Here is a 20,946-nt window from a genome sequence, read left to right as displayed (position 1 = left end):
GATGTCCTCAATTGTAATTGCAGGATATGCACTATTTTGTATAATCGTCTTCTTCCTTGTAAATCGTCTTTTACGAAAGAAAAAAACGAAAATGGGAGAAGAACAAGTCCCAGCCGTAAGTAAAATAGAAGTAAGTAAAGTTGAAACAGAAGAGAAAGAAATTGAACGAAAGCAAGAATCGGAAATTTCTAATGTAGTTGAGTTAGAAACAGGAAAGCAAGAAGAAGTAAAACAAGTGCCGAAAAAACAAATGTCTATGCCTGTAGAGAATGTGAACGTAAAAGCAGTTGTAGCTGTATTAATTCTAGGCATGTTCGTTTCTATTTTAAACCAAACAATCATTAATGTTGCATTACCTCCGTTAATGAATGAATTTAATGTATCAACTTCAACAGCACAATGGTTAATTACAGGCTTCATGCTTGTAAATGGTATTTTAGTACCGATTAGTGCCTTTTTAGTTTCACGATTTACGTATCGTAAATTATTCGTAGCAGCAATGTTATTCTTCACGGTAGGATCTATCATTTGTGCTACTTCAGGAAACTTTACAATGATGATGACAGGTCGCGTAATTCAAGCTGTTGGTGCGGGTATTTTAATGCCGGTTGGTATGAATATCTTCATGACGTTATTCCCGCCTCATAAACGCGGAGCGGCGATGGGATTACTAGGTGTAGCAATGATTTTAGCACCAGCTATCGGACCAACTGTAACAGGTTGGGTGATTGAAAACTATAGCTGGAACTTAATGTTCTATGCGATGTTTATTATCGGTTTAATTATTACGTTCCTATCTTTAAAATTCTTTACACTAGCTCAGCCAGTGTCTAAAACGAAATTAGATATATTCGGTGTGGTTAGTTCAAGTATTGGACTAGGAAGCTTATTGTACGGATTTAGTGAAGCTGGAAATAATAGTTGGACTAGTGCAGAAGTTGTTATTTCACTTATTATCGGTGTAATTGGTTTAGCGTTATTTATTTGGAGAGAGTTAACAACGGACAATAAAATGCTTGATTTACAAGTATTTAAATATCCAGTATTTACTTTTACTTTAGTAATTAACGCAATCGTTACGATGGCATTATTCGGAGGTATGTTATTGCTTCCAGTATATCTGCAAAACATTCGTGGCTTTACGCCAATTGAATCTGGTTTACTACTTCTTCCAGGATCATTAATTATGGGGATCATGGGACCAGTAGCGGGTAAATTGTTCGATAAATATGGCATTCGTCCATTAGCGATAATTGGATTGGCAATTACGACGTATGCGACATATGAATTTACAAAATTATCGATGGATACACCGTATAGCGTTATTATGACGGATTATATTATACGTTCAATTGGTATGTCATTCATTATGATGCCAATTATGACAGCTGGTATGAACGCGCTACCGATGAAATTAATTTCTCACGGTACAGCAACGCAAAATACGTCAAGACAAGTAGCGGGTTCAATCGGAACAGCGATTTTAATTACACTTATGACGCAACAAACGACTGCTCACGTAGCTGATTACGGCAACATGTTAACAACATCAAACCCAATTTTAGTTGATAAAGTACACGGCATGGGTCAAAGCTTAGCGGCCTTAGCTGGATCAGCTCAAGCAGGAGACGCGATGAGCACACAACTATTATATGGACAAATTTCAAAGCTATCTGCAATTAACGGTATTAACGATGCCTTCTTAATCGCAACGATACTAGCAGGTATCGCTTGGGTGTTATCGTTCTTCTTACCATCAGGCAATAAACCAAATAGAAAAGCAGGGAATTAATTTCCCTGCTTTTTTGTCTTTTTAAAGAGTGAGATATAAAAAATGATAACCAGTTACGGAGCACAGCCCTGCTAGAAACAAAATTATCCCCATAGAACAAATACTCGATATTTGCCTGCCGCTTATAATAGCTAATAGTCCAGCTAAAGAGAAGAAGCACCAATATAAAGTTCCCGAAATTGGAACCATCCTCTCTAAATCTATTCCAGAACCTATACAAACGATAGGAACAACGATAAGTAATATGCTAATTAAACCAGCTATAATAGTAAGTGATTTATGACATTTAATACCATAAATAATTAAAAAAATACCAACGATAAATGCGCATAACATTAAAGTAAGAGCTAAAATCATCCAAGTTAATATTCCGAACACTTCTGTGTTACCTCCGATTTGTGAGTTTCAAAAAATATTATATATAGTATGAATCACCCACAGTCATGAGTAACCAGAAGATAACTCCTAATATACCAGCGATAAAAATAATGAATCCCATATTACGGATACTTTTAATCTTTGCTTGTAATCCACTTAATCCAGCTAATAATCCAGTTAAAGAAAATAGGGTCCAGTAAAGAGCAGTTGGAATGGGGAAGATTGTATCCATATTAATTCCTATACTTAAAAAAACAAAAGGTAGTGTGACAAAGGATAGGCTAAGTAGCCCCATTAAACCAACGAGTAATTTCCGATATTTAATTCCTGTTACTATTAAAAAAATACCACCAGCAATCCCGCATAGTAAGAGAAGTGGCGTGAAAAGCATCCAAATAACACTGAACATATGTAAACTCCTTTATATGAATTAAGTTATATTTTACTACATGAGGTTTATTTTGGATATTATTAATGAGTATATATAAATTGAAGGAAATGGGTAATAACGATACGGATTATCAAAAACGCTAACCGCAGAAGAGTTTGAAGTTATGATAAAAGAGTAAAGAGAGGTATCGCGATGATACCTCTTTTTAACTCAAGAATGCCAACAAATTATTCATAATATGAAATAACATAGCTGGAATAATGGATTTTGTTTTTTTACATAAAATAGCCATTAATAATCCCATGAAGAAAGTAATGACCATTACGCCAAGTGAGTATGTATGAGCGATACCGAAGAAGAAGCTTGTTATAATCGCTGCAATCCAAAATGGAAAGCGTTCTGAGAAAAAGCGAAGTATAAAGCCACGGAAAATAAGCTCTTCAAAAATTGGTGTGAGTATTGCAAAGCCCAGAAGTAATAATATTTGATACTGCTTAAAGACATCTAAGTTTAGTGCGGAAGATTGCTGCTTTGTTGCGTCTTGGAACACATAATTTAACAAGATGTAATTGAGTAAAATGTTTATAGCGAAGAAAAGAAGTAAGTATACGTATGTACGCCATTCTCTCAGTGCTTTAAAGTTAAATGATTGTAGTAGTAATTTTTTTGCGGGTTCGAATTTAAAAATGAAGAATAACAACACGGCTAGCTGTAATACAATACTTGCAGTATTTACGATAGATTCATACAGGGCAATTTGTTTTTTATCTGTAAGACCGGCTGTATAAATTGTTAAGGGCATTGCGAGGAACACAGTAATAAGTCCGGTTCCGAAAAAAGCGAATACAACGGAGCTAATAAATTGTCCCCATGACATAGAGTATTTCTGTTCATTAGAAAGTTGTGTAGCGGGTTGCATATGTAGAATCACCTCTTTATATTTGTATATTTAATTATAAGGTATTTTGTTTTCAGGCGTAATATTTAAATATTACATATAAAGGTGTATTTTCCATAAAATAATAAAAGAGGTATCACCCTGTAGTGATGCCTCTTTCTCATTGATAACTATGTTCTGTCTTGTTATTCAATTTTGCTTGCTCTATTTGCAATTCACGCTCTACCAATCGATCTAATTGCTGAATTGCTTTAAGTGCTTTTTCATAAGAAATTGTTCGATAATGATGCGCTCCGCCCGGTTCTTCATCTGCTTCGTCTGCCCATTTAATAATATTTTGAAGAGATGTTCTTTCAATTTCTTGTTCCACTAAGAAAGAATCTGTATGAAGAAGAATTGCAATAGAAATTTCTTTTGCTAGTTTTGGATGTTCTCCTAATCTAATAAGTAATTTATGTGCTCTTTCAGCGCCTTTAATTGCATGGATATCATTCTTTTTATATAAGTCATAATCCCATTCGCCGCCTGTGTACCACGTATGATGTCCGATATCATGAAGGAAGCCAGCTTTTGTGGCAGCATCGACTGAGGCGTGATGCTTTTTGGCTAGGTGAAACGCATGGTAAGCGACAGCGATCGCGTGGACCATTCCAGAACGGTTTACGTATTTTTGTGTAATGTGGTGTTTAAAAATTTGTTCAAGCGTAATACGGTGCATAAAACATTCACTCCTTTTATCTTATGGTGTATATGAAGAAAAATCGATCGGTTTAAATGTATTTTGAACATTGTACTCCATCATAGTTCGTTAGTAAAGTAGAAATGTTTAGGAGAAGAAAAAAATTTTCTGCAAAAAAATCACCTTAGCTTATGCAAAGGTGATTTTCAAATTGCTTATTTTTTTAATCCTTGCTCTAGTGTTTCTAACATTTCGTGCTTTTCATTTTCATCAGCGTTTTTCCAAATGACTTCAAATAAAACGCCAAGACCTGGAAGCATTTTTTCTTCGCCGCTTTGAATTGCATCGACGATTGTTTCTTGTAATTGATCTTGTGAATTTCCAGATACATTCGCTAATACGGCACCGCGTAAATTAAAACTCATTGCTTTCACCTCTTCTTCAGAATTGAAACTGACGTTAGTTTTTGTTCTTTTTTATGTAAATATGTATGAAAAATAGGCTATAATGATAAGACAAGAAGAGAGGGAAATACATATTATGAAAAACATTGATTCAGTACAAAATCCGCGTGTAAAGCAGTGGAAAAAGCTGCAAACGAAAAAAGAACGCGATAAAAAAGGTTTATTTTTTGTAGAAGGATTCCACTTAGTCGAGGAAGCTTTGAAGACAGGAATTGTAACAGAACTTATCGTTTCAGATCAGACAGACCTTCCGAAAGATTGGACAGTTAATGATGTGGAAATGTACATCGTACCTGAGGCGATTGTAAAAATACTTCGTGAAACAGAAACGACGCAAGGTGTATTTGCTGTTTGTGAGAAGCATGAGAAAGAAGTAGCGCTTACTGATGGGAAATTCCTTTTATTAGATGGCCTGCAAGACCCAGGGAATTTAGGAACAATTATTCGTACAGCTGATGCAGCTGGTATTCACGCTGTTGTGCTTGGAGAAGGTTGTGTTGATGTTTACAATAGTAAAGTACTCCGCTCTACACAAGGCTCTATTTTCCACTTACCAATTGTAAAAGGGAACTTAGAAGAATGGGTAGACAAGTTAAAAGAAAATAACGTTCCTGTATATGGAACAGCTCTTGAAAATGGAGTTCCGTATGGTGAAGTAACGCCGGCTGGCAGTTTTGCATTAATTGTAGGAAATGAAGGAAATGGCGTACGCCAAGAAATTCTTGCAAAAACGGATCAAAACTTGTATATTCCGATTTACGGCGGGGCAGAATCATTAAATGTTGCGGTTGCAGCAGGGATTTTAACGTATTATTTGCAAAGCCCGGTTGCGAACAAATAAAAAACTTCTTATAATAAGTTGAAGTACATTATATTATAAAGTTAAATAACGAAAAACGTTGATAGAGAAGAGTAACTTACAAAATCGCCATATAGGGAGAGAGTGCCGTAGACTGAAAGCATTCTTATGGTAGACGGAAGTGAATTCACCTCTGGAGTTGACGCCAGGACCATGTATATGTAAAGGCGTTCCGGTCAGAATTGATCGTTATAACTAATGAGTGGGCAGACTTGTTCTGTCAATTTAGGGTGGTACCGCGAATTTACCTCGTCCCTTTTTGGGAGCGAGGTTTTTTTATTTTTAAAATTAGGAGGGTTCCAAAATGGAAGCACGTTTAAAAGAGCTAAAGCAAAAAGCGTTAGAGCTTATTGAAGAAGCGAAAGAGCTAAAGGGCTTAAACGATGTACGCGTAGCGTATTTAGGAAAAAAAGGCCCAATTACAGAAGTATTACGCGGCATGGGAAAATTATCAGCAGAAGAGCGTCCACGTATGGGAGCATTAGTAAATGAAGTACGTGAAGCGATTCAAACGCGTCTAGAAGACAAAATTAGTAACTTAGAAAAAGCAGTAATCGAAGCGAAACTAGCTACTGAAACAATTGATGTTACATTGCCAGGTCGTCCTGTTGAAACAGGTTGCCACCATCCGTTAACAGCTGTTGTTGAACAAATTGAAGATGTATTCATCGGTATGGGTTATGAAGTAGCTGAAGGAACAGAAGTAGAAAAAGACTACTACAACTTCGAAGCACTAAACTTACCGAAAGATCACCCAGCGCGTGATATGCAAGATACATTCTACATTACAGAAGAAACGTTACTACGTACACATACATCTTCTGTGCAAGCACGTACGATGGAAAATAATAAAGAAAAAGGCCCAATCAAAATTATTTGTCCTGGTAAAGTGTATCGCCGTGATGACGATGATGCGACGCATTCACATCAGTTCATGCAAATTGAAGGTCTTGTAATTGATAAAAACATTCGTATGAGTGACTTAAAAGGTACACTGCAAGTATTCGTGAAAAAGATGTTCGGTGAAGATCGTGAAATCCGTCTTCGTCCAAGTTTCTTCCCATTCACAGAGCCATCTGTAGAGATGGATATTTCTTGTATGATGTGTCATGGCAAAGGTTGCGGCACTTGTAAAGGAACTGGCTGGATTGAAATTCTAGGCGCAGGTATGGTTCACCCGAACGTACTTGAAATGGCTGGTTATGATTCAAAAGAATATCAAGGTTTCGCATTCGGTATGGGCGCAGAGCGTATCGCAATGTTGAAATACGGAGTAGATGACATTCGTCATTTCTATACAAATGATGTACGTTTCTTACAACAATTCAAACGAGCGTAAGGGAAGGAGAGGATAAGTATGTTCGTATCATATCGTTGGTTACAAGAGTATGTAGATATTAAAGATGTAACAGCACAAGAACTAGCAGACAAAATCACGAAAAGTGGTATTGAAGTAGAAGGCGTTGAAGTATTAAATAAAGGTGTAAAAGGTGTTGTAGTTGGTCACGTATTAGAATGTGAAAAACACCCAGAAGCTGATAAATTAAGCAAATGCTTAATCGATATCGGTGAAGAAGAGCCAGTTCAAATTATTTGTGGAGCTGCTAACATTGCAAAAGGTTTAAAAGTACCAGTTGCAAAAGTTGGAGCTGTACTTCCTGGTAACTTCAAAATCAAAAAAGCAAAACTACGCGGTGAAGCTTCTCACGGTATGGTTTGTGCTCTTCAAGAGCTTGGTATTGATGGAAAGTTAGTTTCAAAAGAATACGCAGATGGTATCTTTATCTTCCCAAGTGACGCTGAAGTTGGTGCAGATGCACTTGAAATTTTAAACTTACACGATGAAGTACTTGAGCTTGGCTTAACACCAAACCGTGCAGATTGCTTAAACATGTTAGGTGTTGCATATGAAGTAGCTGCTATTTATGGCCGCGAAGTAAAACTTCCAGCTATCGACTTACAAGAAACAGCAGAAAAAACTTCTGATTATATTTCTGTAAGTGTAGAAGCGAAAGAAGAAAACCCATTATACATTGCAAAAATGGTTAAAAACGTAAAGATTGGTCCATCACCAATGTGGATGCAAACTCGTCTTATGGCAGCTGGCATTCGTCCAATTAGCAACGTAGTTGATATTACAAACTACATTTTAATGGAATACGGTCAACCTTTACATGCATTCGATTACGATAGATTAGGTTCAAAAGAAATCGTTGTTCGTCTTGCAAAAGAAGGCGAAAAAATTGAAACGTTAGATGATCAAGAGCGTACATTACAAAGCCACCACCTTGTAATTACAAACGGCACGAAAGCTTTAGCTGTTGCTGGTGTAATGGGCGGGGCGGATTCTGAAGTTACAAATGAGACAGTAAACGTTCTAATTGAGTCTGCATACTTTGCAGGTCAAACAGTACGTCGTACATCAAAAGACTTAGGTCTTCGTAGTGAATCAAGTGCACGTTTCGAAAAAGGAATCGACCCAACACGTACATTTGAAGCAATTCAACACGCAGCTGCTTTAATGGCGAAATATGCTGGCGGTGAAGCACTTGAAGGTGTAGTAGAAGCTGACAACTTACAAGTACAAGAGCGTACAGTATCTGTTACTGCTGAAAAAGTAAACCGTGTATTAGGTACAAATATTTCTGCGAGTGAAATGGGTACAATGTTCACAAACTTGAAATTCCCATTCACAGAAGTAGAAGGAACATTCCATGTAAATGTACCAGCACGTCGTCCTGATATTACAATTTCAGAAGACTTAGTAGAAGAAGTGGGCCGTCTATACGGTTATGACCACATTCCAGTTACATTACCTTCTGGAACGATGACTCGTGGTAAATTAACATCAGCACAAACGAAACGTCGTAAAGTACGCCGCTTCTTAGAGGGTGCTGGTTTATATGAAGCAATCACGTATTCATTAACAAGCGCTGACAAAGCGAAACAATATATGGTTGAGCCAAACGAAAAGGCGCCTGTAGGTCTTGCGCTTCCAATGAGTGAAGAACGTAGCCAACTTCGTTTAAGCTTAGTACCGCAATTACTAGAAGCAGTTTCATACAATGTCGCTCGTAAAAACGACAGCGTTGCTTTATACGAAGTAGGTTCTATCTTCTTACCGACAGAAGAAGGAGAACTTCCGAAAGAAGAACAACATCTTGCAGGTGTTATGACAGGTCTTGCTCTTCACCATGCATGGCAAGGTGAGAAGAAAGTAGTAGATTTCTTCGTTGTGAAAGGTGTACTAGAAGGACTATTCGACGTACTTGGCGTTGCAAACCAAATCACATATGCACCAGCAAAACGTGAAGGTATGCACCCAGGCCGTACAGCTGATATCGTATTAGATGGCGAAGTAATTGGTTTCATCGGTCAATTGCACCCAGAAGCAGAAAAACAATTAGATGTGAAAAATACATTCGTATTTGAATTATCTCTTGTAAAAGTATTCGGTGCAGACGCTGAAGAAACTTACTACTCAGCAATTCCACGTTTCCCATCTATGACACGTGACATGGCTGTTGTAGTAACAAAAGAAACAAAAGCTGGTGAAATGAAGCAAGTCATTGCTGAAGCTGGCGGAGAACTTCTGAAAGACGTAACACTATTTGACTTATACGAAGGTGAAAAAATGGAAGAAGGCAAGAAATCACTTGCATTCTCTATGACTTACTTCGATGCAGAACGTACATTAACAGACGAAGAAGTAACAGAAGCACATAACCGTGTACTAACAACGGTAGAAGAGAAATTCGGTGCGGAGTTACGTAAGTAATTAGAAAATTGCCGGATTCATTCCGGCAATTTTTTTATTGGGTTAGTTGTCGGATACTATCGGTAAGTCGATATATTACAAAAATCGCTCATATATTTTCCGACACCTTGCATCTTTCTCTCGAATGTAGTACATTAATTTTAGTTTAACAAAATGAAAGACGATGATAAGGAAAAGTAGTATATACTATAATCCAAAGCGAGTCAGGGACGGTGAGAGCCTGATGAGGCGGTATATGTGAAGAACACCTTGGAGTTGCTAACCGAAATTGAATCTTGTATTCAAGAGTAGACTTAGACGGGAATCCGGCCTGTTATAAACCGGGAAGTATGTATTACATACGAGTTAAAGTTGGTCTTTATGACAAATTGGGTGGTACCGCGAAGTTTAACCTTTCGTCCCTTTATGGATGAAAGGTTTTTTTGTATTTAAATATATGAGCAAAGGAGAATTTCACTATGGAAAACACATTAGTAAAAAGTCTGTATAGAGATACAGAAAAGTATGCAGATCAAACAGTACAAGTATCAGGGTGGATTCGTAACTTACGTGATTCAAAAGCATTTGGTTTCATCGAATTAAACGACGGTAGCTTCTTCAAAAGCGTTCAAATCGTTTTCGATACAGAATTAGAGAACTTCAAAGAAATTGCAAAACTTCCACTTAGCTCTTCAGTTAAAGTAGAAGGTAAAGTAATCGCAACGCCTGGAGCGAAGCAACCATTTGAAATTAAAGCAGAAAAAATTGATATCGAGGGCTTATCAGATTCTGATTACCCACTTCAAAAGAAACGTCATACATTTGAATACTTACGTACAATCGCTCACTTACGTCCAAGAACAAATGCATTCTCTGCAACGTTCCGCGTACGTTCTATCGCAGCATTTGCGATTCACCAATTCTTCCAAGAGCGTGGATTCGTACATGTTCATACACCTATCATCACTGGTAGTGATACAGAAGGTGCTGGCGAAATGTTCCGCGTAACAACGCAAGATTTAAATAACCTACCAAAAGGTGAAGACGGAAAAGTTGATGAGTCAAAAGACTTCTTCGGTAAAGAAACAAACTTAACAGTAAGTGGACAGCTGAACGCTGAAGCTTATGCATTAGCATTCCGTGATGTATATACATTCGGACCTACATTCCGTGCGGAAAACTCAAACACAACTCGCCACGCTGCTGAGTTCTGGATGGTTGAGCCTGAGATTGCATTCGCTGAACTAGGGGACGTAATGAATCTTACAGAAGATATGCTGAAATATGCAATGAAATACGTATTAGAGCATGCACCAGAAGAAATGGAATTCTTCAACAGCTTCGTTGATAAAACAGTTCTTGAGCGCATGAACAACGTAATTAACTCTGACTTCGGTCGCATCACTTATACAGAAGCAATTAAAGTGCTTCAAGAATCAGGTGCTGATTTCAAATACCCAGTAGAATGGGGAATTGACTTACAAACAGAGCACGAAAGATACTTATCAGAAGAAATCTTCAAACGCCCTGTATTCGTAACTGACTATCCGAAAGACATTAAAGCATTCTACATGCGTTTAAATGAAGACGGTAAAACAGTAGCTGCTACTGACCTTCTAGTTCCTGGCATCGGCGAATTAATCGGCGGAAGCCAACGTGAAGAAAGAATGGACGTTTTAGTAGACAGAATTAAAGAATTAGGTATGAACGAAGAGGACTACTGGTGGTACTTAGAACTTAGAAAATACGGCGGTACAAAACACGCTGGATTCGGTCTAGGTTTCGAGCGCTTCCTAATGTACATCACTGGTATGGCTAACATCCGTGACGTAATTCCATTCCCAAGAACTCCAGGTTCTTCTGAGTTCTAAAATATGAAAAAAGCGAGAGGATTTCCTCTCGCTTTTTTGTTTGCATAGTTTATGACCCCGTAGCAAAAAGTAACGCGAAGGGGTGAATGTAAATGAGTAAAAAAGTGAAAAAAGATCATTCAAGATCGGGCCTAGGTTCTCCAGAAGTTGAAGGACAAGGAACGACGACACATGAAACAGGTTCTCATAAAGTATCTTCATCAAATAAGAAGCAGAAACGAAGTTAACATAACAAAGGAGAGTCTTAAGGGCTCTCCTTTGTTATGTGTTACATCCTATTATCGTTAATTTCTTTTGTAATCTTATTTATGTCTTTGGCTAATCGACCTAAATAGAAAAACCACAGTAAACTCATGAACACGTAATAGATGGCCATCACGCCAAGATTATCATATATATTTTCGAATGTGGATTTAGTAGTGAAAAAAGCTCCCTAAATGGTAGAAATAGTGAAGTAAGAAAGTGGGCCTACGATGTGTACGAAAACATATAATATCTTTTTAACTTTTACAGCATTCATATGAAATACCTTCTTTTTCTAATCATACATTCAAGTTCCTCACAGAAGTGTTGTAGTTTTGCTGGATTATGTATTAACAAACGGGCATCGTGTTTCCCGATAAATCTTCGAATCCGAAAGTTTAATAAGAAAGATCGACCATAACGCTCTATTAAATCGTTGAACGCTCGTTGTTCACTTAGTAGCTGAATGTTTTCTCTAATTTCGAACTGTCTTTCATGTGGATCACCTAGTAAAATATTTAGAATCATTTGTAGAAGTAGCAATGTAGATCTCCTCCTATGTTAGAATAATCTGTATATTATAATTATAACAAAACTATAAGGACAATAGTAGGATGAAACAAAAACAGGAGTTTGTAGGCTCCTGTTTTTGTCGATACTATTTTAATAAGCGAAATGCCTTCTCTGTATTAGCGAAATGCAGTTTCACAAACTCAGGTAATCGTTCTTTACCAAGCTTTTGAATTAATTTAGCAGCGGCGATATCAACTTGTTTACCGGCACCTTTTGGCAGCGGCATACCAGCTTTTTTACTTAGTTCATCAAATTGTTTTACGAATGAGTAACGAGCTAAAATGGAGGCAGCGGCTACAGCTAAATGGACGCTTTCGCCTTTCGTTGCGAAATAAACATTTTCACGCTGTACCTGTTTTTGTTTTGCTAAATATTTGTAGTATGTATCAGGTTGTGTGAATTGGTCGATTAAGACGCCTTCAGGTTTTGTAGGTGCCATTTTAGCTAATAAGTTTGTAATAGCTTTATTATGTAGCAAGGCTTTTAGCTTACCTTGGTTGTTTCCTTTATCAAATAGCTCGTTATATTTTTCGTTATGAAGGACAAGAGAGCTGTAAGGAACAACGTGAAGAAGTTGTTTCGCAATGGCAGTAATTTGGTCGTCATTTAAGTTTTTAGAGTCTTTTACACCAAGTTCTTTTAGTAGTGGAATTTGCTTCGCATCCACATATACAGCAACGACTGTCATCGGTCCGAAAAAATCACCAGTACCCACTTCATCTGACCCTACGATAGACATTGTACCGATGGAAGCAGGCGGTGCATAACGGTGTGAATCGACAGATTTTGTTACAGCTGTTTTTGGAGTTTGGGAGACAGTTTGCCAACGGGCAGCTTCTGCTTCAGCACGTCCACCTTGGAACATTACTTTTCCGGATTTATACGCTGTAATTGTGCAAGATGGCACCTTTGCCATGAAGATCCCGCCTTGCGGAGTTTTCGGGCTAAGCGAATGTTTATATTGTTGTTTCATGTCTTCAATTACTGTAGAATTTGTTTGAATTACGATAGAATTTGACATAATGGTCGCCCCTTTTTTTATATTGTTATTTTTATCATATCGGATTGTTCTTTCTGTTTCCATATTATGAAGGTTCATGGTATGATAAACTTTAGGATTCTGTACGTGATTGGAGGCCGGTGAGTTGTCACAACAAAAGGGAAAGAAAAGTCGAATTAATGTAGAAATCTATGGTCAGCAATATTCAGTTGTTGGCGATGAAAGTACAAGTCATATCCGCATGGTAGCAGCGATTGTGGATGATAAAATGCGCGAACTCAATGCCAAGAATCCTTCGCTTGACACGAGTAGACTAGCGGTATTGACGGCGGTAAACGTCATACACGATTACATAAAATTAAAAGAAGAACATGAGAAATTGAAAGAAAGTATGACAAAAAAAGGAATGGAATAACATGATTGATATTATTATCATTTTACTGCTTGTTATGGGATTTTTCCTCGGCTTACGCAGAGGGTTTATTCTGCAACTTGTAAAGTTAACAAGCTTTATTATCGCATACCTTGTTGCATACTGGTACTGTAAAGATTTAGCGCCAGCACTTGCGAAATTTATTCCGTATCCATTTGATAAAAACGTATCTGTTCCAGAATGGATTGATGCAAATAATATTGAGACAGTATTTTATCAAGCGCTTGCGTTTATCATATTGTTTATTATCACTAAAATTGCACTTTCATTACTTGGTAATTTGTTAAATATGTTTGCAGAAATACCGGTTTTAAAGCAAGTAAATGCGTTTGCGGGGGCAATCCTCGGATTTTTAGAAGTATATATTATTTTGTTTGTCTTAATTATCATTGGGAACATTCTTCCGATTGAACAATTACAAACACCATTACAACAATCATCAATTAGCAAAATAATTGTAGACGATACACCGATTCTCTCTGAAAAGGTGAAGGAACTATGGCAGACAGGTAGCAGAGTATAACTTCTCTTTTTTCGGAAAGAGAAGTTTTTTTCTATGAAAGAAAGGCGGGACAATGATGAAAGTAAATAAAAAACAAGTGATCAAATTATTAGAGACAATCGGGCTTTTTATGGAATTAAAGGGCGCGAATCCATTTAAAATATCTGCATTTCGTAAAGCGGCAGCAGCGTTAGAAAGTGATGATCGTAGTCTTTCTGAAATTGAAGATTTCACAAAGATTCCAGGCATCGGAAAAGGAACAGCAGCCGTTATTCAAGAATATATAGAATCGGGAACATCTGAAGTATTACAAGAACTTGAAAAAGAAGTACCAAGTAGCTTATTGCCGTTATTAAAACTACCAGGACTTGGTGGTAAGAAGGTAGCTAAGTTATATAAAGAACTTGGTGTTGTTGATATGGAATCGCTAAAAGCTGTTTGTGAGGAAAATAAAGTACAAGCTTTAGCAGGTTTCGGTAAGAAGACAGAAGAGAAAATATTAGAAGCAATCGATCAAGTAGGCTCTCGTCCAGAGCGTTTACCAATTGCGATGGTATTGCCTATTGCCGGGGAAATAGAGGAGAAATTGTCGAATATTGCTGAAGTAATTCGTTTCTCTCGCGCTGGTAGTTTGCGCCGTGTTCGTGAAACAGTGAAAGATTTAGATTTTATCATTGCAACGACAGAACCAGCAGCGGTACGTGAGCATTTACTACAATTTGATAATATGATTGAAGTAATAGCAAGTGGAGATACGAAAGTTTCTGTTCGTCTTCAATATGAATATGATATTTCAATTGATTTCCGTTTAGTAAAACCAGAAGAGTTTATTACAACTCTTCACCATTTCACAGGATCAAAAGACCATAATGTAAAAATGCGTCAAATCGCAAAAGATAAAGGCCAGAAAATTAGTGAGTACGGTGTAGAGAACTTAGAAACAGGTGAAGTGAAAACATTCGAGACGGAAGAAGAATTCTTTGCTCATTTCGGTCTGCCATTTATTCCGCCAGAAGTGCGTGAAGATGGAAAAGAAATTGAATTAATTAAAGAGTATCCGAACTTAATTCAGTTTTCCGATATACAAGGTGATTTACATATGCATACAACTTGGAGTGACGGTGCTTTTTCTATTGAAGAAATGGTACAAGCGTGCCGTGCTCGTGGATATAAGTTTATGGCGATTACTGATCACTCGCAATACTTGAAAGTGGCGAACGGTTTAACGAAAGAACGTCTTCGTGAGCAAGCGAAAGAAATTGAACGTATGAATGAAAAGTATCCAGACATTACAATTTTACGCGGAATTGAAATGGACATTTTACCAGATGCCTCGCTTGATTTTGATGATGAAGTATTAGCAGAATTAGATTATGTCATTGGAGCGATTCACTCTAGCTTCTCACAAGACCGTGAAACGATTATGAAGCGTCTGCGTACTGCACTTGAGAATAAACATGTCACAATGATTGCCCATCCTACAGGACGTCTTCTCGGGCGTCGTGAGGGTTATGATGTAGATACAGATTTATTAATTGAACTAGCAAAAGAGACAAATACAGTTTTAGAATTAAATGCGAATCCGAACCGTCTAGATTTAAGCGCGAAATTATTAAAACAAGCACAAGATGCTGGTGTGAAAGTAGCGATTAATACGGATGCTCATACGCTTGAAATGTTAGAAGATATGGAAACAGGTGTAGCAGCAGCACGTAAAGGTTGGATTCAAAAAGATAACGTGATTAACACGTGGGATATTGAACGTTTATTAGACTATATTAAACGTAATAAGTAATACAAGGGGGACCTGCAACATGTTAGAAAGAACGTTGCGTGTATTAGAATACAATAAAGTAAAAGAACAATTACTTGAACATACAGCATCTTCACTTGGTCGTGACAAAGTGAAGCATTTAGTGCCGAGCACTGATTTTGAAGAAATTGTAGAAATGCAAGATACAACGGATGAAGCAGCGAAAGTTATTCGTTTAAAAGGTAGTGCACCTTTAGGTGGTATTACGGATATTCGCTCCAATGTGAAGCGTGCAAAAATTGGGAGTATGTTAAGTCCAAATGAATTACTTGATATTGCGAATACGATGTATGGTAGTCGTAATATGAAACGTTTCATTGAAGATATGGCTGATAACGGTGTCGAGCTTCCGATTTTAGAAACTCACGTCGCTCAAATTGTATCTTTATATGATTTAGAAAAGAAAATTACAAATTGCATCGGTGACGGCGGGGAAGTAGTCGATAGCGCAAGTGATAAACTGCGTGGTATTCGTACTCAAATTCGTACTGCGGAAAGCCGTATTCGTGAAAAGTTAGAAAATATGACGCGCTCTTCAAACGCGCAAAAGATGCTGTCTGATTCGATTGTAACGATTCGTAACGAACGTTACGTAATCCCAGTAAAGCAAGAATATCGCGGCGTATATGGCGGTATTGTTCACGATCAATCGGCTTCTGGACAAACGTTATTTATTGAGCCACAAGTCATTGTAGAATTAAATAATGCACTGCAAGAAGCACGTGTGAAAGAAAAACAAGAAATCGAACGCATCTTATTAATGTTAACAGAAGAAGTGGCAGTAGAAGCGGATATCGTTTTATCAAACGTAGAAGTAGTTGCAAATCTTGATTTCATCTTTGCGAAAGCTTTTTATGCGAAGCGAATTAAAGCGACAAAGCCGATTGTAAATAACGAGCGTTACATGGACTTAAGACAAGCACGCCATCCGCTTATCGATCCAGAAATAATCGTGCCAAATAACATTATGTTAGGTAAAGATTTCACGACAATTGTTATTACAGGACCGAATACAGGTGGTAAAACAGTTACGCTGAAAACAGTTGGTATTTGTGTGTTAATGGCGCAATCTGGCCTTCACATTCCAGTAATGGATGAGTCAGAGATTTGTGTATTCAAAAATATCTTTGCTGATATCGGTGATGAGCAATCGATTGAACAGAGTTTAAGTACGTTCTCCTCACATATGGTGAACATCGTTGATATTTTAGAAAAAGCTGATTTTGAAAGCTTAGTTTTATTCGATGAATTAGGTGCTGGAACAGACCCGCAAGAAGGGGCTGCACTTGCCATTTCAATTTTAGATGAAGTATGTAATCGCGGTGCTCGCGTTGTTGCAACGACGCATTATCCAGAATTAAAAGCATACGGATATAACCGTGAGCAAGTTATTAATGCGAGTGTTGAGTTTGATGTAAATACATTAAGTCCAACTTATAAATTATTAATCGGTGTACCAGGCCGTAGTAATGCCTTTGAAATTTCGAAACGTCTTGGATTATCTGATCGCGTTATTGAGCAAGCACGCAATCACATTAGTACAGATACGAATAAAATTGAAAATATGATTGCGAAGTTAGAAGAAAGCCAGAAGAACGCAGAGCGTGACTGGAACGAAGCAGAAGCGCTTCGCAAACAATCTGAAAAACTGCATCGTGAATTACAACGTCAAATCATTGAATTTAACGAAGATCGCGACGAACGATTATTAAAAGCGCAAAAAGAAGGGGAAGAAAAAGTCGAAGCTGCGAAGAAAGAAGCAGAAGGTATTATTCAAGAACTTCGTCAATTGCGTAAAGCACAGCTTGCAAATGTGAAAGACCACGAGCTAATTGAAGCGAAGAGTCGTCTAGAAGGCGCAGCGCCAGAGCTTGTTAAGAAACAAAAAGTAAATGTGAAAAACACTGCACCGAAACAACAGTTACGTGCAGGTGATGAAGTGAAAGTATTAACGTTCGGTCAAAAAGGTCAACTACTTGAAAAAGTGAGCGATACAGAGTGGAGCGTACAAATCGGTATTCTGAAGATGAAAGTGAAAGAATCTAATATGGAATACATTAACACACCGAAGCAAACAGAGAAAAAAGCAGTTGCAACGGTAAAAGGTAGAGACTATCATGTTTCATTAGAACTTGACCTTCGTGGTGAACGATTTGAAAATGCAATGGCGCGCGTTGAGAAATACTTAGACGATGCCCAGCTTGCAAGCTATCCTCGCGTATCAATCATTCACGGTAAAGGGACAGGAGCACTTCGCCAAGGTGTACAAGATTACTTGAAGAAGCATCGCGGTGTAAAAACCTTCCGTTACGGTGACATGGGCGAGGGAGGCCTAGGCGTAACAGTTGTCGAATTAAAATAGAAAACAACGAAACAAAGGGGAAACCATTATATGTTTATGGACAAACTTGCAAAAGTATTGTTAGCTTGTTGTGGAATATTTTTGGTGATTGGGGTTATTTATTTAGTTGTTTTTGCGAAGTGAAAAAGCGTCAATCGTGGCAGAATGATATTGCCATAGATTGACGCTTTTAATATATGTGAAAAGGAATAGAACATGAAAATCAACCAATACATAAGCGAAGCAAAATCATGCTCAAGACGTGAAACAGACCGCCTTATTAAAGCTGGACGCGTGGCTATTAATGGTGAAATATGTACGCACGGTGCACTTGTGAGCGATGGTGATGTTGTAACGATTGATGGACAGGTTATTGCGAAAGAAGAGAAAGAAAAGGTGTATATCGCATTCCATAAACCAGTCGGAATTACTTGTACAGCAGCCGATCATATTGAAGATAATATTATTGATTATATCAATTACCCAGAGCGAATCTTTCCAGTTGGGCGATTAGATAAAGCATCGGAAGGACTTATCTTATTAACGAATGACGGCGGCATTGCGAATCAAATTTTACACGGTGATCATGAGCACGAGAAAGAATATGTTGTCACAGTCGATAAACCTTTTACGGACTGGTTTATTGATGAGATGTCCCGCGGTGTAAAGATTAAAGATGGAATGACGAAGCCGTGCAAAGTGACAAGAGTCGATCAATCAACATTTCGTATCGTTTTAACGCAAGGAATGAACAGGCAAATTCGTAGAATGAGTCGTGCTTTCGGATTTACTGTAATAAAGCTAAAGCGAGTACGCATTATGAATATAGAGCTAAATGAGCTTGAAGTTGGAAAGTGGCGGAGCGTTACAGCTGAAGAGTTAGAAATTTTAATAGGGCAGTTATAGGGAGGGGAAATTTTCTCCCTATATTTTTTTTGTCAGAAAAAATAAAACTATTGATTTTTTAAAAAATAGCCCATATAATAAAAAACAACAAGTTTCGACAAGATATTTTATAAAAGTAATGATGAGGACATGAGTTGTATTTTACGATTCTCAGAGAGGGAAGCCTTAGGCTGTGAGCTTCCTAATACGAAAAGACAAGCTTACCACCTCTAAACTTCAAGAGTGAACTGCATACATGATGCATTGTAATTCTTGGCGGATAAAACCGTTATCAATTTACACGAGCTATAAAATGAGCTTATTTCGTTATAAATTCATTTTATTAGAATAAGGGTGGAACCACGATTTCAACACTCGTCCCTTTGTTAGGGACGGGTGTTTTTTGCGTTCTTTTACGGGGAAGTATGCTTGAAAGAGGATATGTGACGGATTTTAGTTCAGAATATTTTGTTAATTTATTATTTTAGGAGGTTAGTAGAAATGAAATCATCTTTAAAGTTTTCAGAGATGTTTGCAATAAGTTTAATGTTATTTGCACTGTTTTTTGGTGCAGGTAATATGATTTTTCCACCAGCGTTAGGGCAAGGTGCTGGAACGGACGTATGGATCGCGTTGTTTGGTTTTATCGTAACAGGCGTTGGACTACCTTTATTAGGAGTAATTGTTATAGCTTTAAAGGGAGATATTAATGAGCTAGCAGGACGTGTACATCCTATATTCGCACTTGTTTTTATCACTGCAATTTATTTATGTTTAGGCGTATTCGTAAGTGTGCCGCGTACAGGAACAGTAGCTTATGAGATGAGTGTTGCACCGTTTTTACCAAGTGAGATAGCTGGTCAGTCATATCCACTTGTTATCTTTACACTTATTTTCTTTGCAGTCACTTTCTATTTAGCTTTAAATCCTTCGAAATTAGTGGGTCGTATTGGTAAAGTGCTAACTCCAATATTATTAGCTGTTATTGCAATTATCGTAGGTAAAGCACTTATTACACCAATTGGAGAATTTGGTGCACCGACAGAAGCGTATAGTGCTCCTCTCTTCAAAGGATTTATTGATGGATATTTAACTTTAGATGGACTTGCAGCACTGGTATTCGGAAATGTTGTAATTCATGCGTTAAAAGAAAAAGGCATTACAAATAAAAACAGTATTGCAAAAGTAACAATCTTTGCAGGATTTATTGCAGCGCTTGGTCTACTACTTGTCTATTTAGCACTTGCTTATCTTGGAGCTTCTAGTGTGTCACTTGGAATGGGCGCAAACGGAGGAATTATTTTAACAAATGTCGTGAATCATTTATTTGGTAGCTACGGAACTTTATTACTAGGGATCGCAATTACAGCAGCATGTTTAACAACTTCTGTAGGTATTGTTGCAGCTTGTGGTGATTACTTCTCTTCTTTATTACCAAAGCTTTCTTATCAAAAAGTCGTTTTCATTTTCTGTGTATTAGCATTTATGGTAGCAAACCTTGGGTTAACTCAGTTAAATGCATTAGCATTACCAATCTTAATCGCAATTTATCCAATTGGAATCGTACTTATCGTATTATCACTTGTTGAAAACTACGTTCGTCTTCCATTAGCGATGTATGTGGGCGGGATTGTAGGAGCATTTGCAATAAGTTTCTTTGATGGGTTACACAATGCAAACCTTCAAATTGCAGCGCTAGCACCTATTTTAGATAAGATTCCATTATATAGTGTAGGAATTGGTTGGTTAGTTCCAGGCATAATCGGTATAGGATTTGGTTATATAGTTTCTAAGTTTCAAAAGCAGGAAATTGCTGTAGAAAAATAGAGAAAAGAGGCTTTCTATAATAGAAAGTCTCTTTTTTTGTAAAAAAAGCCGCATATAGAGAAATTTAGATATTAAAAATTTTATACGTAATATAGTTGACAAAAAATTTATGAGTAGGCTAAGATTGACTTAGTTGTGGAAATATTGGAAGGGAAGTGAGGGAAACGGGGTTTCTATAACTATAGTGTTGTTATGGGAAGAGGTGAAAGAAGAGGAGAAGAGAAAGTTTATTTTTTTTGA

At 37.4% G+C, this 20,946-nt stretch carries 19 protein-coding genes, 1 pseudogene and 3 other annotated features; of the genes and pseudogenes, 12 read left to right on the top strand and 8 right to left on the bottom strand.

All coding sequences use genetic code 11. The features are described from left to right. Window position 1: 1 nt before the first annotated feature. The gene (locus ACTFP3_RS16235; protein WP_149215068.1) at window positions 2-1,792 is read left to right on the top strand and encodes a DHA2 family efflux MFS transporter permease subunit; all 1,791 of its coding nucleotides are present in this window, start codon (window positions 2-4) and stop codon (window positions 1,790-1,792) included. 21 nt (window positions 1,793-1,813) lie between these two features. Here the strand turns inward: ACTFP3_RS16235 and ACTFP3_RS16230 are convergent, their stop codons facing one another. The 5 genes from ACTFP3_RS16230 to sspI all read right to left on the bottom strand — a co-directional run bounded on the left by ACTFP3_RS16230 (window position 1,814) and on the right by sspI (window position 4,563). Then, complete coding sequence (locus ACTFP3_RS16230; RefSeq protein WP_163092977.1) at window positions 1,814-2,170, bottom strand: ammonia permease; 357 nt, start codon at window positions 2,168-2,170, stop codon at window positions 1,814-1,816. Window positions 2,171-2,207: 37 nt separating this feature from the next. Continuing rightward, on the bottom strand, window positions 2,208-2,579 hold the full coding sequence (locus ACTFP3_RS16225; RefSeq protein WP_070179522.1) for a DNA-binding protein: 372 nt from the start codon (window positions 2,577-2,579) through the stop codon (window positions 2,208-2,210). A gap of 187 nt (window positions 2,580-2,766) precedes the next feature. Then, the gene (locus ACTFP3_RS16220; RefSeq protein WP_326036125.1) at window positions 2,767-3,480 is read right to left on the bottom strand and encodes a CPBP family intramembrane glutamic endopeptidase; all 714 of its coding nucleotides are present in this window, start codon (window positions 3,478-3,480) and stop codon (window positions 2,767-2,769) included. Between the two features lie 139 nt (window positions 3,481-3,619). Beyond that, the gene (locus tag ACTFP3_RS16215) at window positions 3,620-4,177 is read right to left on the bottom strand and encodes an HD domain-containing protein (protein ID WP_000554786.1); all 558 of its coding nucleotides are present in this window, start codon (window positions 4,175-4,177) and stop codon (window positions 3,620-3,622) included. 176 nt (window positions 4,178-4,353) lie between these two features. Next, the gene (sspI, locus tag ACTFP3_RS16210) at window positions 4,354-4,563 is read right to left on the bottom strand and encodes a small acid-soluble spore protein SspI (RefSeq protein WP_000009509.1); all 210 of its coding nucleotides are present in this window, start codon (window positions 4,561-4,563) and stop codon (window positions 4,354-4,356) included. 82 nt (window positions 4,564-4,645) lie between these two features. Here sspI and ACTFP3_RS16205 point away from each other — a divergent pair, with 82 nt between their 5' ends. The 5 genes from ACTFP3_RS16205 (at window position 4,646) to ACTFP3_RS16185 (ending at window position 11,316) form a co-directional block, all read left to right on the top strand. Continuing rightward, window positions 4,646-5,443 carry a TrmH family RNA methyltransferase gene (locus tag ACTFP3_RS16205; protein ID WP_002026395.1) on the top strand — a complete coding sequence of 266 codons (798 nt, stop codon included), beginning with the start codon at window positions 4,646-4,648 and terminating at the stop codon, window positions 5,441-5,443. Window positions 5,444-5,492: 49 nt separating this feature from the next. Next, window positions 5,493-5,721, top strand: a binding site (T-box leader). 44 nt (window positions 5,722-5,765) lie between these two features. After that, window positions 5,766-6,800: a phenylalanine--tRNA ligase subunit alpha gene (gene pheS / locus ACTFP3_RS16200; protein ID WP_000388222.1), complete on the top strand. Its 1,035-nt coding sequence runs from the start codon at window positions 5,766-5,768 to the stop codon at window positions 6,798-6,800. An 18-nt stretch (window positions 6,801-6,818) separates the two neighbouring features. Further along, a complete protein-coding gene (pheT, locus tag ACTFP3_RS16195; protein WP_426937634.1) occupies window positions 6,819-9,239 on the top strand; it encodes a phenylalanine--tRNA ligase subunit beta in 2,421 nt (806 codons plus the stop codon). A gap of 154 nt (window positions 9,240-9,393) precedes the next feature. Continuing rightward, window positions 9,394-9,645, top strand: a binding site (T-box leader). Window positions 9,646-9,697: 52 nt separating this feature from the next. Next, a complete protein-coding gene (gene asnS, locus ACTFP3_RS16190) occupies window positions 9,698-11,089 on the top strand; it encodes an asparagine--tRNA ligase (RefSeq protein ID WP_000432177.1) in 1,392 nt (463 codons plus the stop codon). 92 nt (window positions 11,090-11,181) lie between these two features. Next, window positions 11,182-11,316 carry a YuzL family protein gene (locus tag ACTFP3_RS16185; protein WP_000039590.1) on the top strand — a complete coding sequence of 45 codons (135 nt, stop codon included), beginning with the start codon at window positions 11,182-11,184 and terminating at the stop codon, window positions 11,314-11,316. 41 nt (window positions 11,317-11,357) lie between these two features. Here ACTFP3_RS16185 and ACTFP3_RS16180 read toward each other — a convergent pair. The 3 genes and pseudogenes from ACTFP3_RS16180 to rnhC all read right to left on the bottom strand — a co-directional run bounded on the left by ACTFP3_RS16180 (window position 11,358) and on the right by rnhC (window position 12,926). Further along, a pseudogene (locus tag ACTFP3_RS16180) lies at window positions 11,358-11,609 on the bottom strand (hypothetical protein). Further along, on the bottom strand, window positions 11,606-11,875 hold the full coding sequence (locus tag ACTFP3_RS16175; protein ID WP_086386097.1) for a hypothetical protein: 270 nt from the start codon (window positions 11,873-11,875) through the stop codon (window positions 11,606-11,608). Before ACTFP3_RS16175 ends, ACTFP3_RS16180 begins: the two are co-directional and overlap by 4 nt. A gap of 115 nt (window positions 11,876-11,990) precedes the next feature. Next, a complete protein-coding gene (gene rnhC / locus ACTFP3_RS16170; RefSeq protein ID WP_440010831.1) occupies window positions 11,991-12,926 on the bottom strand; it encodes a ribonuclease HIII in 936 nt (311 codons plus the stop codon). A 124-nt stretch (window positions 12,927-13,050) separates the two neighbouring features. Here rnhC and zapA point away from each other — a divergent pair, with 124 nt between their 5' ends. From zapA to brnQ6, 6 genes are all read left to right on the top strand, one after another. Continuing rightward, window positions 13,051-13,320 (top strand): cell division protein ZapA, encoded by a 270-nt coding sequence (gene zapA / locus ACTFP3_RS16165; protein ID WP_000082701.1) that lies wholly within the window; start codon window positions 13,051-13,053, stop codon window positions 13,318-13,320. 1 nt (window position 13,321) lies between these two features. Beyond that, window positions 13,322-13,861, top strand: coding sequence for a CvpA family protein (locus tag ACTFP3_RS16160; RefSeq protein ID WP_000565408.1), 540 nt, complete (start codon window positions 13,322-13,324; stop codon window positions 13,859-13,861). A 55-nt stretch (window positions 13,862-13,916) separates the two neighbouring features. After that, the gene (polX, locus tag ACTFP3_RS16155) at window positions 13,917-15,635 is read left to right on the top strand and encodes a DNA polymerase/3'-5' exonuclease PolX (RefSeq protein ID WP_440010829.1); all 1,719 of its coding nucleotides are present in this window, start codon (window positions 13,917-13,919) and stop codon (window positions 15,633-15,635) included. A 19-nt stretch (window positions 15,636-15,654) separates the two neighbouring features. Next, window positions 15,655-18,015 (top strand): endonuclease MutS2, encoded by a 2,361-nt coding sequence (locus tag ACTFP3_RS16150; RefSeq protein ID WP_000893715.1) that lies wholly within the window; start codon window positions 15,655-15,657, stop codon window positions 18,013-18,015. A 195-nt stretch (window positions 18,016-18,210) separates the two neighbouring features. Next, the gene (locus ACTFP3_RS16145) at window positions 18,211-18,900 is read left to right on the top strand and encodes a 23S rRNA pseudouridine(2604) synthase RluF (RefSeq protein WP_000700738.1); all 690 of its coding nucleotides are present in this window, start codon (window positions 18,211-18,213) and stop codon (window positions 18,898-18,900) included. Window positions 18,901-19,009: 109 nt separating this feature from the next. Next, window positions 19,010-19,265, top strand: a binding site (T-box leader). A 115-nt stretch (window positions 19,266-19,380) separates the two neighbouring features. Continuing rightward, window positions 19,381-20,706, top strand: a complete 1,326-nt coding sequence (gene brnQ6, locus ACTFP3_RS16140; protein WP_000842650.1) for a branched-chain amino acid transport system II carrier protein BrnQ6 — start codon at window positions 19,381-19,383, stop codon at window positions 20,704-20,706. Window positions 20,707-20,946 lie beyond the last annotated feature (240 nt).

Origin of the sequence: Bacillus cereus group sp. MYBK5-2, assembly GCF_051915685.1 — a bacterium.
In the GTDB taxonomy this organism is placed as follows: Bacteria; Bacillota; Bacilli; order Bacillales; family Bacillaceae_G; genus Bacillus_A; species Bacillus_A cereus.
The sequence above is the reverse complement of the archived record's forward strand: the minus strand, read 5'-3'. Positions and strand labels throughout refer to the sequence as shown.